The 14,606-nt window shown below is 38.1% G+C and carries 11 protein-coding genes and 1 pseudogene; 9 read left to right on the top strand and 3 right to left on the bottom strand.

Features of this window, described 5'->3' with window-relative positions; translation table 11 throughout:
• Window positions 1-2: 2 nt before the first annotated feature.
• From IGJ42_RS16245 to IGJ42_RS16210, 8 genes and pseudogenes are all read left to right on the top strand, one after another.
• Window positions 3-719 (top strand): hypothetical protein, encoded by a 717-nt coding sequence (locus tag IGJ42_RS16245; RefSeq protein ID WP_430615813.1) that lies wholly within the window; start codon window positions 3-5, stop codon window positions 717-719.
• A 27-nt stretch (window positions 720-746) separates the two neighbouring features.
• Window positions 747-2,381 (top strand): annotated as a pseudogene (locus IGJ42_RS16240) (glycoside hydrolase family 43 protein).
• Between the two features lie 611 nt (window positions 2,382-2,992).
• Window positions 2,993-3,985 (top strand): ABC transporter permease, encoded by a 993-nt coding sequence (locus tag IGJ42_RS16235; protein ID WP_005233042.1) that lies wholly within the window; start codon window positions 2,993-2,995, stop codon window positions 3,983-3,985.
• 15 nt (window positions 3,986-4,000) lie between these two features.
• On the top strand, window positions 4,001-4,885 hold the full coding sequence (locus IGJ42_RS16230) for a carbohydrate ABC transporter permease (RefSeq protein ID WP_005230433.1): 885 nt from the start codon (window positions 4,001-4,003) through the stop codon (window positions 4,883-4,885).
• Window positions 4,886-4,933: 48 nt separating this feature from the next.
• On the top strand, window positions 4,934-6,541 hold the full coding sequence (locus IGJ42_RS16225) for an ABC transporter substrate-binding protein (protein ID WP_430615812.1): 1,608 nt from the start codon (window positions 4,934-4,936) through the stop codon (window positions 6,539-6,541).
• Window positions 6,542-8,026 (top strand): glycoside hydrolase family 32 protein, encoded by a 1,485-nt coding sequence (locus IGJ42_RS16220; protein WP_430615810.1) that lies wholly within the window; start codon window positions 6,542-6,544, stop codon window positions 8,024-8,026.
• Window positions 8,027-8,201: 175 nt separating this feature from the next.
• Window positions 8,202-9,194, top strand: a complete 993-nt coding sequence (locus tag IGJ42_RS16215; RefSeq protein WP_008381799.1) for a LacI family DNA-binding transcriptional regulator — start codon at window positions 8,202-8,204, stop codon at window positions 9,192-9,194.
• Window positions 9,195-9,245: 51 nt separating this feature from the next.
• Window positions 9,246-10,115: an ROK family protein gene (locus tag IGJ42_RS16210; RefSeq protein WP_034878228.1), complete on the top strand. Its 870-nt coding sequence runs from the start codon at window positions 9,246-9,248 to the stop codon at window positions 10,113-10,115.
• Window positions 10,116-10,619: 504 nt separating this feature from the next.
• Here IGJ42_RS16210 and IGJ42_RS16205 read toward each other — a convergent pair.
• From IGJ42_RS16205 to IGJ42_RS16195, 3 genes are read right to left on the bottom strand one after another with little or no spacing between them, the layout of a single operon-like run.
• Entirely contained in the window at window positions 10,620-11,549 is a 930-nt protein-coding gene (locus IGJ42_RS16205; RefSeq protein ID WP_430615808.1) for an NAD-dependent epimerase/dehydratase family protein, read from the bottom strand.
• Window positions 11,534-12,226 (bottom strand): type 1 glutamine amidotransferase domain-containing protein, encoded by a 693-nt coding sequence (locus IGJ42_RS16200; RefSeq protein WP_008381806.1) that lies wholly within the window; start codon window positions 12,224-12,226, stop codon window positions 11,534-11,536. Before IGJ42_RS16200 ends, IGJ42_RS16205 begins: the two co-directional genes overlap by 16 nt.
• Window positions 12,223-12,558, bottom strand: a complete 336-nt coding sequence (locus IGJ42_RS16195) for an ArsR/SmtB family transcription factor (RefSeq protein ID WP_142437256.1) — start codon at window positions 12,556-12,558, stop codon at window positions 12,223-12,225. Before IGJ42_RS16195 ends, IGJ42_RS16200 begins: the two co-directional genes overlap by 4 nt.
• 295 nt (window positions 12,559-12,853) lie before the next feature.
• On the opposite strand from IGJ42_RS16195, the gene IGJ42_RS16190 reads away from it, so the two are divergent.
• Window positions 12,854-14,329 (top strand): helix-turn-helix domain-containing protein, encoded by a 1,476-nt coding sequence (locus tag IGJ42_RS16190; RefSeq protein ID WP_008381810.1) that lies wholly within the window; start codon window positions 12,854-12,856, stop codon window positions 14,327-14,329.
• Window positions 14,330-14,606: the final 277 nt, after the last annotated feature.

The following is a 14,606-nucleotide window of genomic DNA, read 5'->3' as shown; positions in this document are numbered from 1 at the left end:
GTATGAATCCTTTCTTTCACGCTATTTCTGAGTGGACCGTTACCATCGTCCACTCAGCCTATCGGCTTTTGGTTTGTCAGCTGTATTTCATCCTGTCGAATAGTTTACTCCTGATGCACTTGTTTTTTCTTCGATTGACTCTGAATAATATTGTCTTCTTTTGGGTACCCCTAGTTTTTTTTATTGCAAGTCTGTCCGCTCAATTCGGCTTATTTAACAACCCAGAGCATTTATCGAGTACAAAGAACTATTTTCAGTACTATCGAGAATGCTTGAAGAAAAACTGGGGATTATATTTCTTGTATTCTCTGATCATTCTCTTGATCCTCTTTGGACTGAAAATACTGATATTATATCAACGATCTGTTATGTTTTTGCCATTTGTCCTTACGAGCTGTTTTTTATTAAGCAGTATGCTCTTTGTCTTACTGATTTCAAGCGATTTCCGCGTCACTCAAATCCCATTTAAGAAGAAAATAGAATGGTCATTGCTGATAAGCTACCGATTGCCTTCAGTCACTGTTTATAATAGTGCATTTATTGGACTGTCAATTTTCTTAATGCAGTATTTCTCTTTGGCGTATCTTTGTTTTCTTAGTGGTGTAATCAATTACGGTGTGTATCGTAATTTGATTCGACGATTTTCACTTGATTTGTTTTTTGAGGAGTGGGGCAACAAGGGCGAACGGCTTGAAATGAATACTAATCAAAAACTGTAGCTTAAATTTAAAAAAAGAGGTGTTCCTATGAAAATAAAAAATCCTGTCTTATCCGGCTTTCATCCTGATCCGTCCATCATCCGAGTAGGAGATACGTACTATATAGCTAATTCAACGTTCGAATGGTTCCCTGGGATTCGTTTGCACGAATCAAAAGATTTGGTCCATTGGAAACTGCTGGATGCTCCTCTCGATTCAGTAGAGATGCTAGACATGAAGGGAAATCCGTCGTCTGGTGGAATATGGGCACCAGATTTATCCTATGCAGACAATAAATTTTGGTTGGTGTTTACCGACGTCAAAGGTGTGGATGAGTCATTTAAGGACATGACCAACTATTTGACTACCGCAACGAATATCCATGGACCGTGGACTACACCGATTCGATTGAATGGCGTTGGCTTTGATCCCTCTCTGTTTCATGATGAGGATGGCAGAAAATACCTCGTGCAACAGACGTGGGATCATCGAGAGTATAAAAATCCTTTCAATGGCATTACACTGACCGAATTTGATGTAGAAACCATGCAGTTGAAACCAGAAACTGCTCGAATGATTTATGAAGGAACGAATGTAGGATTAGTTGAAGGACCGCATCTATACAAAATAAATGGGCGTTACTATTTATTTGTGGCAGAAGGTGGAACTGTCTTTACCCATCAAGAAGTCGTAGCTAGGTCCTCTTCACTGGAAGCTGATTCGTTCGAGACAGATCCTCATGGACCGTTTCTAACCAATTACGATACGCCTCATTCATACTTGCAAAAGCAAGGACATGGGGCGCTTGTGTCTACTCCTTCAGGCGAATGGTACTATGCATCACTATGTGCCAGACCCTTACATCGAGAAAACGAGTCGGTGACAAATCCTCGCGGATGGTCAACTTTAGGACGTGAGACTGCCATTCAAAAAGTTGAATGGGATTCTGAAGACTGACCAAGAATCGTTGGTGGACATGGGGGACAAACAAGCGTGGAGGCTCCTAAAGATGCAGCACCTACCGAAGTTTTGAGTAGCCGCTCTCATTATGATGACTTTAGTGAGAAGCAGCTAAATAAAAACTGGCAGACCCTTCGTGTACCATTTTCAGCAGAAATGGGCAGTGTAGGCGATGGGAAACTAGAACTAATTGGAAAAGGAAGCTTAACAAATCATCATGATCTTTCAATGATCGCACGCCGTTGGCAAACCTTTTATTTTGATGCAATAACAAAAGTAAAATTTGATCCATTTTCTTACCAACAAATGGCAGGACTAACCAATTACTATAATGACCAACACTGGTCCTTCATTTTTATCACTTGGAATGAAGAAAATGGAAAAGTAATTGAAGTAGCTGAAAACAATCAAGGAACCTATACGTCCTACTTAAGAGAAAATGCAATTACCATTCCAGATGCTGTGGATTTTCTATGGTTCAAAACAAAAGTCCGCAAGCAGACCTATAGATATGCCTATTCCTTTGATGGAGAAACATGGCAAGATTTACCAATCGAATTTGATTCTGCTATTCTATCGGATGATTATGTATTACAAACTTGCGGCGGCTTCTTCACCGGAGCATTTGTCGGACTAGCAGCGGTTGACTATGCAGGCTATGACACAAAAGCTGTGTTTTATGAATTTGATTATCGAGAGATGGATGAGGAAGGGCGCAGTTAATTATTATATTGATCTAGAGTAAACTCATTTTTTGTAAGTTTACTCTTTTTCGCTAATTTCTTTCAGTTGGCGGATGAAAAAGTGAATACTCTTAGGTGCTACACATTTTTTAAATTTTGATTGGCGACCTTACTTGTCCAAGATTCCCCTATAAAGCTCATCTAACAGCTCCTAACCTTATATACATTTACATATCTAACTTTTATCTTTTCGCTTTTAGTTAGTTAAAAAGCAAAAAATAAATGTGAATCCGAGCTATTTTTAAATAATTAACCAGATAATCTTCCGATTGGAACGGTTAAATAGTGAATGATTGGTAGAAAAGAGATTAGAGGATGCGAGTTGTGATAAGTAAACTCATAAAAGAAGAATTCTAGAAAAGTAGAGAAAAATAGGATTAATGAAATAATCGAGATCCTTAATTTTTAACAATTTTCGTAAACCATAAATGAATTGAAGGAAGCTTAGTGTGGGTGAAAGAATAATTACAAAAAAATATTGACTTAAAAAAATGGCTATGGTAATCTATAAACGAAAATAGTGGGAACGTTTCCAAAATGCATCTTCGTTAAATTTTTATTTTTTTAGACGAAAATGGAAACGTTTCTAAAATGTATTGGGAGGAGATTGAATTGGAAAAGACATTGGGACCAGGTGGTGAGATAAGGGCGGTACAACGGGATAAAAAAAATATCTCGAAGTGGGAAAAATTAAAGAAACAGTTGCGGCGTGATAAGTGGATGTACTTGTTGCTCTTACCAGGTATCATCATGACGTTTATCTTTAAGTATGTGCCAATGTACGGTGCTGTGATTGCATTTAAAGACTATAATCCTATGCTAGGAATTTTGGAAAGTCCTTGGGTAGGACTAGATCACTTTAGGGAATTTATCAGTTCACCAAATTTTACGCTTTTGCTGAGCAACACATTAAAAATTAGCATTTATGGTTTATTGTTAGGTTTTTTTCCACCAATTATTTTAGCACTGAGCTTGAATCAAATTATCAATAAAAAAATAAAACAGAAAATCCAGTTGATTCTATATGCGCCGAATTTTATCTCAGTAGTTATTATCGTGGGGATGCTGTTTTTGTTCCTATCCGCAAATGGACCTATTAATGGGTTAGTAGAAAAGGTTACGGGGCAACCAATTATGTTCATGTCTAATCCAGCTTATTTCAGAACGATTTATATTTTATCGGGAATTTGGCAAGGAATCGGCTGGTCATCCATTCTTTACACCGCGACGCTGGCGGGAGTCAGTACCGATTTATATGAGGCAGCAAATATCGATGGGGCAAATATTTTACAAAAGATTTGGCATATCGATTTGCCCGCATTGAGGCCTGTGATGGTGATCAGCTTCATCTTGGCCGCCGGCGGTATTATGAATGTAGGATATGAAAAAGCCTACTTGATGCAAACTTCAATGAACATCCCTGCCTCAGAAATCATTTCCACTTATGTATACAAAGTCGGCTTGCAATCAGGTGATTATGCCTACTCTGCTGCTGTTGGTCTGTTCAATATGATTATTAATGTCGTTTTATTACTGATTGTCAACAATATAACCAAGCGGCTAAACGATGGTCAAGGCTTGTAATGAAAGGAGAAAATTATGAATAGTGCTTTATCAAAAATCGACCGTCAAATCTTATGGTTGAATCGAGTGATTGTAACTTTTTTAGTCGTCATCACCATTGTTCCGCTGATTTATGTACTGGTAGCTTCTTTTATGGACCCAGCTACTTTGATCAATAAAGGTATAAGCTTCAATCCGAAAGATTGGACAATACAAGGATATCAACGGGTATTTGCAGATGATTCCATTTTACGCGGTTTTGTAAATTCGTTGTTTTACTCTTTTAGCTTCAGCTTATTGACTGTATTTATTACGATGATCACTGCGTATCCTTTGTCTCGACCTAACTTGGCGGGGAAAAAGATTATTATGACTTTTTTTGTCATTACAATGTTCGTGGGTGGCGGCTTGATACCTACCTATTTATTGGTAAAGAACTTGGGCATGTTAGATAGTGTATGGGCGATTATCGTACCAGGTGCTATAAATGTGTGGAATATTATCTTAGCCCGTACCTATTTTAGTGCTTTGCCAAAAGAACTTTCTGAAGCTGCTACTATCGATGGCGCCAATGACTTGCAAATACTGTTCAAAGTCATGCTTCCATTAGCTAAACCAATTATGTTCGTATTGTTTTTATATGCCTTTGTTGGGCAATGGAACTCATATTTTGATGCCATGATTTACATCAAAGATCCCGACTTACAGCCGTTGCAACTCGTATTAAGAAATATTTTGATCCAAAACCAACCCTCACAAGACATGGTGGGAGCCAATACTGCCATGGCAGAAATGAAACAAATTGCTGAGTTGATCAAATACGCAACGATCGTCATTTCTAGTCTGCCATTAATCATAATGTATCCTTTCTTCCAAAAATATTTTGATAAAGGTGTTTTAGTTGGTTCTGTTAAAGGGTAAGAATTGTTCACTATTTGTATGAATAAAAATTATAAAGGAGATTTTAAGATGAAAGCAAAATGGATGCTGCCAATCGTTTTTACTTCCGTACTAATTTTGGGGGCTTGTGGAGGCTCAAAAGAAAAGAGTAAATCAAGCCCTGATTATGAACTAGAAAATGTCTCTTTTCCATTGAAAGAAAAAGTATCTTTAAAAATGATGTCTCAAAGTGCCCCTTTGGCTCCCAATGATCCTAATGACAAATTGATTTTCCAACGATTAGAAGAAGAGACCAATCTCCATATTGATTGGACAAACTACAGTAGTGATTTTGCCGAAAAAAGAAATTTGGATATCGCTAGTGGTGATTTACCAGATGCCATCTTCAACGCCGCTGCAGGTGACTATGATTTATTAAACTGGGCGGAAAGTGGTGTTATTGTACCGATTGAAGATTTGATCGAAGATTATATGCCAAATCTGAAGAAAATTTTTGATGAAAACCCCGAATACCGACAAATGTCTACTGCACCTGATGGTCACATTTACTCTATGCCTTGGATTGAAGAATTAGGCGAAGGAAAAGAGTCGATTCATACAGTAAATGGGATGGCTTGGATCAACAAGGAGTGGTTGGATAATTTGGGACTTGAAATGCCGCAAACCACTGATCAGTTGATGACTGTGTTGGAGGCTTTCAAGACGCAAGATCCAAATGGTAATGGTGAAGCAGATGAAATTCCTTTTAGCTTTATTAACAATGGAGGAAACGAAGACTTAAAATTTTTAATGGGGGCATTCGGTCTAGGTGATAATGATGACCACTTAGTCGTTGATAACGATGGCCAGGTACAATTTACTGCTAACAAAGAAGGGTATAAAGATGCCATCAAATATTTCAATGAAATGAATAATAAAGGTCTTATTGATAAAGAGGCTTTCGAACAAGATTGGAATACGTATGTTGCCAAAGGGAAAGAACATAAGTATGGCGTGTACTTTACTTGGGATAAAGCAAATATCACGGGTGCAGATGATAGTTATGACGTCTTGCCAGTCTTAGCGGGACCAGATGGAACGAAACACGTTACTCGTACGAATGGCATGGGTTTCTCAAGAGATCGTTTCGTAATTACTAGTGCGAATAAAAACTTGGAACTTACAGCTAGGTGGATAGATAAAATGTATGAACCGTTACAGTCTGTCCAAAATAACTGGGGAACCTACGGTGATGAAGCACAGGCGAATATTTTTGAATTAAAGGATGGTATGTTAAAACATTTGCCTTTAGAGGGGACAGCACCGGGGGAACTAAGACAAAAAACCGAAGCTGGAGGACCATTAGCAGTTCTTGATTCTTATTACGGCATAGTCACTACTATGCCAGATGATGCGAAGTGGCGTTTAGATTTGATGCATGACACGTATTTGCCATATATTACAGAAGACAATATCTATCCGCGTGTCTTTTTAGAAAAAGAAGAAACAGATCGATTAGCAAAAATTGAAACAGATATGTGGGATTACATCTATCGCAAAAGAGCAGAGTGGATCACCGGCGGTAAAATCGATGAAGAATGGGAAGAATACCTTGCTGAATTGGAACGTGTAGGTTTGGAAGAATGGATTCAAATAAAACAAACTGGCTATGATAATTTTTTGAAGGGAGCACAATAAGTGTTAGTAGAAGAAACGGCGATTTTGGATAAAGCAAATCGATTTATTGAAATGATGCGAGGAAAAGTTAACCCTCAGTATCGACAAAACTATCATTTTTCCGCACCCATCGGGTGGATAAATGACCCCAATGGGTTTATATATTACAAAGGGCATTACCATCTCTTCTATCAATACTATCCTTACGATAGTCGATGGGGGCCCATGCATTGGGGGCATGCGCGCAGTAGTGATTTGGTCCATTGGGAAGATCTACCAGTAGCGTTAGCCCCAGATCAACCTTATGACAGCGGCGGGTGTTTCTCAGGAAGTGCAATTGAAAGAGACGGAAAACTATATTTATTTTATACAGGCTGTCAAGAAATTGATGGTATTAGCCATCAGCATCAATGTTTGGCGGTCTCTGAAGATGGTATTCATTTTAGCAAATACAGTGGTAATCCTGTGGTAGCAGAAAAACAGCTAGGTGAGAATGGGCTGATACAAGAATTTCGTGATCCTAAAGTAATTGTTCACAACGATGCTTACTATATGGTAGTAGCTACTAAATCTACACAGTCTACTGGTAGAATAGTGATGTTTCAATCGTCAGATTTGTATACTTGGCACTTTTTCTCTGTGTTGCTAGAAGGGACTTCAGAGCAAGGAATAATGTGGGAATGTCCTGATTTATTCCATTTAGACGGACGAGATGTCTTAATCATGTCACCGATACAAATCAAGAAGAACGGACTGGAATATCATAATATCAGTTCTACCATGGCTTGTATTGGTGAGGTAGACTGGGAAACAGGTCAGATGATAGTTGATAATTTCCATGAAATGGATTTTGGAATGGATTTTTATGCACCACAAACAACAACAGATCCTAATGGTGGACGGGTGATGATTGCTTGGATGCAGATGTGGGATCGTACATTGCCTACACATGAGTTAGGCCATCTTTGGGCAGGCTCTATGAGTTTGCCCCGAGAGTTAAGAGTGAAAAAAAATCGATTGGTACAAAAACCCATCTCAACTGTATATAGTCATTTAGTTTATCAACAAGGCAGTGAAAATATCGCAGTGACTGACACATCAGTCGTATTTCGAAACGCACTGTCGGATTCTTCATATTTACATCTAGTCGCAGATTTGGAGAAAGCAGAAGTTTTTACAATTGAATTACTGCGGTCTAAGACGGATTGTCTCAAACTAGCCTATGACACTGCTACACAGGTTTTTGAATTGGATCGTCAGAAACTAGGAAGAGAGCTTACAGGGGCGGAAGAAGACCCTCTGAATGTCCGAAAAGTTGAAGTACCTTTGATTGATAATCAGCTCGTTCTTGAGATTTTTAGAGATACCTCATCAGTTGAAGTCTTTATTAATGGGTTAGAAGTTATGACGGCTACTTTCTATGAGCTGGAAAAAGCTCGAGATATCTTGTTTCATTCGATCGGAGAAAGTCGTATTCAAGCTTTTGAAACAGCGAGTGTGAAATAAATGTTTGATTGCTTAGGCGATGAATCAATTATTTAATAGGTTTTGAAGGATAATTTTTTAGAAAAGAACAGATAGCTAGATTTCCCATGGATTTGCTATTAGTATTTTGAAAAAATTAGTAATTTATGACAAAATTCATTATACTAAACTTGTGCAGAAATGTGAGGGATCAACTATGAAAGCAACAATGAAAGATGTCGCAAAATTAGCAGGTGTCGGAGTAGGAACTGTTTCCCGGGTATTGAATAACGGCTCTGTTAAAGCTTCTACTAGAGAAAAAGTTGAAGCAGCAATGACAGAGTTAAACTATCAACCAGATTTTTATGCCCGGGGGTTAAAGATGAAGCATACGAATACGGTTGCTTTGATTCTACCCACTGTATGGCATCCATTTTTTGGCGAATTTGCCTACCATGTAGAAACAGCATTAGAAAGACAAAACTACAAGCTTTATTTGTGTAACTCCAGTGGTAATAGTGAAAAAGAACAAGAATATATCCAGATGGTCAGCCAAAATAAAGTAGACGGCATCATTGGAATTACTTATTCAGATATCGATGAATACATTTCGAGTAATCTGCCTTTTGTTAGTATTGACCGTTATTTCACTGAAGAGGTGATTTATGTGACCGCTGACAATGCGGCCGGTGGACGTTTGGCTGCAAATGAACTTTATCGCCGAGGATGTCAGAATGTAGCATATATCGGTGGGTACCAAGAAACACCGAATGAAACGAAGAGTCGTCGAAAATATTTTGAGATCGAGTGCCGTCAACTGGGGATTTCCTATAAAGCGTTAGATATGTTAGAACCTTTAGACCATCTCTCAGAACGTGTAACAAATTTTTTGTTAGAGAATCCCGATATCGATGGGATTTTTACGATCAACGATCCGATGGCATTAGCTGTCATTGGTATGCTTGAAAAAATAGGGAAAAACGTACCAGAGGATGTCCAAGTTATCGGATTTGATGGTCAAAAGATGACAGAAGGAGACCCTTATCTCGTCTCAACAATTGCCCAACCTACAAAGCAAATGGCGGAAGTGGCAGTGGCAAAATTAATTGCTGTCATTAATGGAGAGACAGTAGAAAAACGTACCGTATTGCCGATTGAATTTGGTGAAGGTGGAACAACGAAATCTTTAGTGAGAAACGATTTTGCTTAGTGCAAATACGTTTCTTTTTTTGAAAATGAGTGAATGAAAGGTGTAGATAAAATGTTATATGGCGGGATAGAAGCTGGTGGAACAAAGTTTGTCTGTGGGATTGGTAACGAACAATTACAAGTGATAGAACGGAAAAGTTTTCCTACCACAACACCAGAAGAAACGATGAAGCAAGTGTTTGATTTCTTTGATAAGTACAAAGGAAATATCGCATCAATTGGTGTAGGAGCATTTGGGCCTATTGATATTCAAATCGAATCAAGAACTTACGGATATATCACCAACACTCCGAAGTTAGCTTGGCAAAATTATCATTTTGTAGGAGCTTTGGAAAACGCCTTGTCGGTTCCCATCTATTGGACTACCGATGTAAATGCTGCTTGTTATGGAGAATATATGGCAGGGTATGGAAAAGGTAAAAATAGTGTTCTTTATTACACCGTTGGTACTGGTGTTGGTGGTGGTGCTGTAGTCGATGGAAAAATAGTCACAGGTTTCAGTCATCCTGAAATGGGACATATGCTCTTACAACGTCATAATGAAGATCAATTTGAAGGAATCTGTCCTTTTCATCATGATTGTTTGGAAGGGTTAGCCTCAGGACCCGCGATTGAAAAGCGCTTTGGAAGAAAAGCCCAGACCATTTCATTTGATCATCCTTATTGGACGATTGAGGCAGATTATCTTGCTCAGTGTGTGTATAACACAACGTTACTATATGCACCGGAAGTAATAATTTTAGGCGGGGGTGTAATGAAACAGCCGCAACTACTCGAGTTGATTCGCCAAGCGTTTAAAGAAAAAATGGGTTCCTACGTGGATACGCCCACTCTCGAAGAATACCTACTAACTCCAATGCTTGCTGACGATGCAGGTTTGATCGGCTGCTTAGCTTTAGCAATAAAGAAGTTGGAACAATAGCAGCATGTTAAAGAACGTGTGAGAGAGTTTTTATAGCAGTTAGGATAGATAAAAAGGTTAACTAAAATGAGAGCTAGAAAAAAGGATGGCTAATAATAGATGTTCATATATATTTTTTGCGTAATCGAATGTCGCAAATAAGAATTTTTTCTTTCGTTCTCGTCTTCAGTTATATTGTTGTCTAGCTGCCTCAAAATTACTTCTTAGTGCCTGTTTTTTTCTATTAGCCCGAGCAAAGAAAAAGGAAACAGAATGTCTTATTAAAGCCAATTAGGCCTATGCCTAATTGGTTTTCTATATTCCTGTTCTAATTGTGTTTGGGTGGGATGAATATCCTTTTTATTAATAATAGTGACGGTGTAATGAACGGTTTTGCTAACGGTAAAATAAGTATATCTAATTCAACTTTCTACTAACGCGAATATTCTTTGAATTTGATTTACTAAAAGCTGGGTAGCTTCTCATCAGTCATTCTCTTCATTGGGGTTAATAAAGTGTTGTCAGTCATCCTGCCCTATTCTCAACAAGTACCTGCCTAATGCCTTCTTCAAACGTTGTGATCTTAAAATGAGGGAATGCCTTTTTGAATTTATCAGAGACAAAAAGATTATCCACCGTGTATCTAGGTAATAACTCACTTAGTTCGTGCGCGTTTTTACTGAATAGCTTAGCAAGTTTAAATTGCCACAAAGGAATGACGCGGTATTTCAATGGTTTGCCTTCAATTTTTTCGGCGAGATCGATCATGTCTTGGAAACTATGAGGTGTATCACAGGGCAAATGCCAAGTTTGGCCATAGGCACTAGGCGTATTACCGATAAGGGCCATTGCTCGGCTAGCATCAGGTGTCCATATAAGTGTGCGTAAAGTGTCCTTATTGACAGGTATTTTGACGGGAGCATTGTGGACTATATTGTTTAAGACGAGTGTATTAGTAATGTTCTGGGTCTTGCCTGGGCCGTAAAATTCTGGGGCTCGACAAATCACCGCATCTAAACGGCCACTTTCCATCTCGGATAAAACCAATTGAGCCATTTTAGAGCGTACGAGGGACTTCCTGCCTGCTGGAAAAAATGGCGTGTCTTCCTTTTGGGGGGTACGATCCTTTGGATACATATAAGTATTATCAAAAAAAACCAGTTTGCTCTGTGCTTCTTGGCAAGCGCGGATGACATTTTCTGTGATTTTCATAAAATTGGTTTCCCACAGCTCAGCATCCATCGGTAACCCAACAGTGAAGTAAACAATCTCACTATGTTCAATCGCTTTTTTCGTTTGCGAAAAGTCCATCAAATCTGCGGAAACGATCTGATCTGTAGGATTGATTTTTTGAGGCTTCCGGCTAACTAGTCGAAGCTCATTTGTGTAATTTTTGTATAGTTCTTTTGCTAGTTCATAGCCGATTTGTCCATTGCTTCCTAAAATTGTTTGCATGACTGTACCTCCTCAAGATATAGTTTTGCTACAGCACGTACAGAAAAAGGATTTTGGCCAGTGATGATCCGCCCATCTTTTAGGGCAAATGCTTTATAAAAGCGTCTTTTTTTGAATTGAGCGTTTCTTTCTTCTGCGGCGGTTTGATTAAAGAAAGGAACTTTGTTCATTTTCCCGGCGAGAAATTCTTCGGTTTTCGTAAATCCTGTGATTTTTTTTCCAGAAATCAAAAAGCTTCCTTCTCTATCTTTTATATTTAGTAAACCAGCGATTCCGTGGCAAACAGATAAAATATACCCATTGTTTTCATAAATAGCTAAAGCGAGTTCTTGCAGCTCTTTATTATCAGGAAAATCCCACATGACACCATGCCCTCCGGTAAAATAAATCGCATGGTAGTCATTTGGATTTACTTCTGCGGGTTTTTTCGTTTGAATCAAGCCGTTTTGAATGAAATTTTCTTCCAGATAAATGTTCATAATGGCTTGATCTATATATTTCATGCTTCTTGGATCTAGAGGAACAAAGCCTCCTAATGGACTTACGAAATCAACGTCAACCCCTTGTTGATAGACCTCATCTAGAAACTCGGCACTTTCTCCTAACCAAAGTCCGGTAGCCTCGTTCGTGCCAGCATATTTTTGAATGTTTGTTTCAACAACTAATACTTTCTTCATGAATGGTCCCTCTCGTTCATAATGTGAATGACTTTCGTTAAAAAGGATTGGAGTTTTTTTATTTCTGTTTGCTCATGATCGAGATAGTAATAATTTTTTGTTCCTTCTTGCCTGAAATTCACGATTTTGGCTTCTTTCAAGATTTTCAAATGATGTGAAATGGCGGGTCTAGATAAATTGGTGGCCTCTAATAAGGAAGTGACCTGTAAGCCAGCACAATTTTCCGCTTCTAGCAACCGAATGATGATAGCTTGTCTTTTTTTGTCACCTAGCGCGATTAAAAAATCACTTAACTCAGAAAAATCTTGTTGCAGATTGGCATAATCTATCATAATTGTCTCTCTCAAATCGTTTAAAAGTTTAAACCATTAAACCATTTAAAGGAGATTTTTGCAATGAAAGAAGCTCGAGATCATTCCTCTTCTCCACCATCGCTAAGGAGATTAGAATGTTTTGTAAGCAAATAGATAATAATGGAAAAGCATAAGAGCATTTGAGCCTTTTTGTGTTTAGAAGCAGCTTATTTTTTTATGAAGTGATTAAGAGCCGTGTGTTGCTCATTTTTTGTTGTTGTGTTATGTATGTAACATCTAGACAAAAGACGTAGTGAGATATGAGGCGGAGAATATGAGAGACTTACAGTTAGCATTTATCAGTAATCGCACAACTAAGCGCTTATTTCGAGTTTTGAGTGTGATGGAACGAGATCGTTTATTTACAATTGGTGAAATGGCAGAAAAGATGCAAGTCACACAACGCACAATTGCAAATGATCTCAAGTATGTGAAAGACTATTTTGGTGATTGTATCACCCTAATTTCGGGGAATAGTGGCTTTCTTTTTGAAGAGAAAAAACCTTCCGTGTACCAAGAAAAGAAACAAGATTTGCTAGAAAATGAGTGTTTATTTGAAATCATCGGTCATATTTTTCAAGGGGAATTGATGGATATTGACGAGTTAGCCCATCATTATCATTTTTCTGAGAGCACGTTTCGACGGTTGTTGGGTCAATCGAACAAAATATTGAGCAGTTATCGGTTAAAATGGGTGTCGAATCCATTGACAATTGAAGGGAGCGAAGCGGATTTACGGAAATTCTTCAAAGACTTTTATTACGAAGGGATTGATACTGCCCATACCCTTGTTCCCGACCCCGCATTGCATGAGTTGGTCTTAACCCAGTTAAACAACAAACTAGGACAATATGATATTGGCTCTGGAACAACACCAGCTGCTTTTTACTATACTTTTTTTATTGCAATCAAACGGGCGAGCCTTGGTTTTCCGATAACAGTCCCGAAATACTTGATTGAATTAGCCTACAAAGGAAATAGCTTCTCCCTCCTGTATTCTTTAAAAGACGGAATCAACAAGCTTTACGGCGTAGAACTAGCGAAGGAAGAATTTGCATGGATTTATTTAGTTACTATTTGTAAACGTACCTTAGATAGAGAAGCATCGGAGGAAAAGTTCTACCAGCAGTTTCATCAAGGATCAGAAATTGCCAAACTTACGGAGGCTTACTTACAAGAGTTTGAGCTCACAAATGAGAGCTATGCCAAGATAAAAATTTTCTTGCAATCCTTCTTTTTGTCTAGAAAAGTGAACTATGCGTTAGCTCCTGCATTGAACAAAGAGGCACAGGACATCAAAGAATCTCTCATGCGTTCTGACAATGAAAACTATCAACGGAATTTACGATTTTTAAAGAAGCATCAAAGAAAAGACTTTTTGGCTGCACCATATCTTGAAGATATTTGTGTGAGTTTAACGATCTACAGTGATTTGATTTTTGATTTTTATTCACCGACAAAAAGAATTTATTTTCTTCTAGAAGGTGATCACTTCATCTGCCAACAGATTCGAACTCGTGCAATGCAACAGTTTGGTACAAAGCACACGTTGACCTTTTTGCCATTGCAACATCTGACACAAGAAATATTAAATGCCGATCATATTGATTTGATTGTCACAAACTATAATCGGTACCTCTTAGACTATATTATTGAAACAGATTACTTGTTATTGAAAGCTGTCCCAGATGAGCATGACTGGCGGAATCTGGAAAGAAAAATTGATCCGTATCGAAAACCATTTCTCTAATCCCCGTACACTCGTTAAAAGTATTAACGAGTGTTTTTTTTATTTATTTCATCCGTATATGAAAATATTGATTCCAATTTGACCAAAAAATCAGGTAACCTTAATCATGTAAGGAAAAGGTATGCATACAAACTTACAAATAAAAGTATCAAAAACCTTCGTTTTTTAGAACGATTGTCTGTTATGTATCCTCTTTTTCAGAAATCCTAATCTAACAACTTTTTCTAAGACAACTGATAAATTCAGGTGTCTTTTTTGTCGTCAACCCAAAAACGAA

This window comes from Enterococcus sp. DIV1067f (assembly GCF_050543505.1).
Classification (GTDB): Bacteria; Bacillota; Bacilli; order Lactobacillales; family Enterococcaceae; genus Enterococcus_D; species Enterococcus_D entomosocium.
Note: the sequence above shows the minus strand (reverse complement) of the source record. Positions and strands in the feature narration are given on the sequence as shown.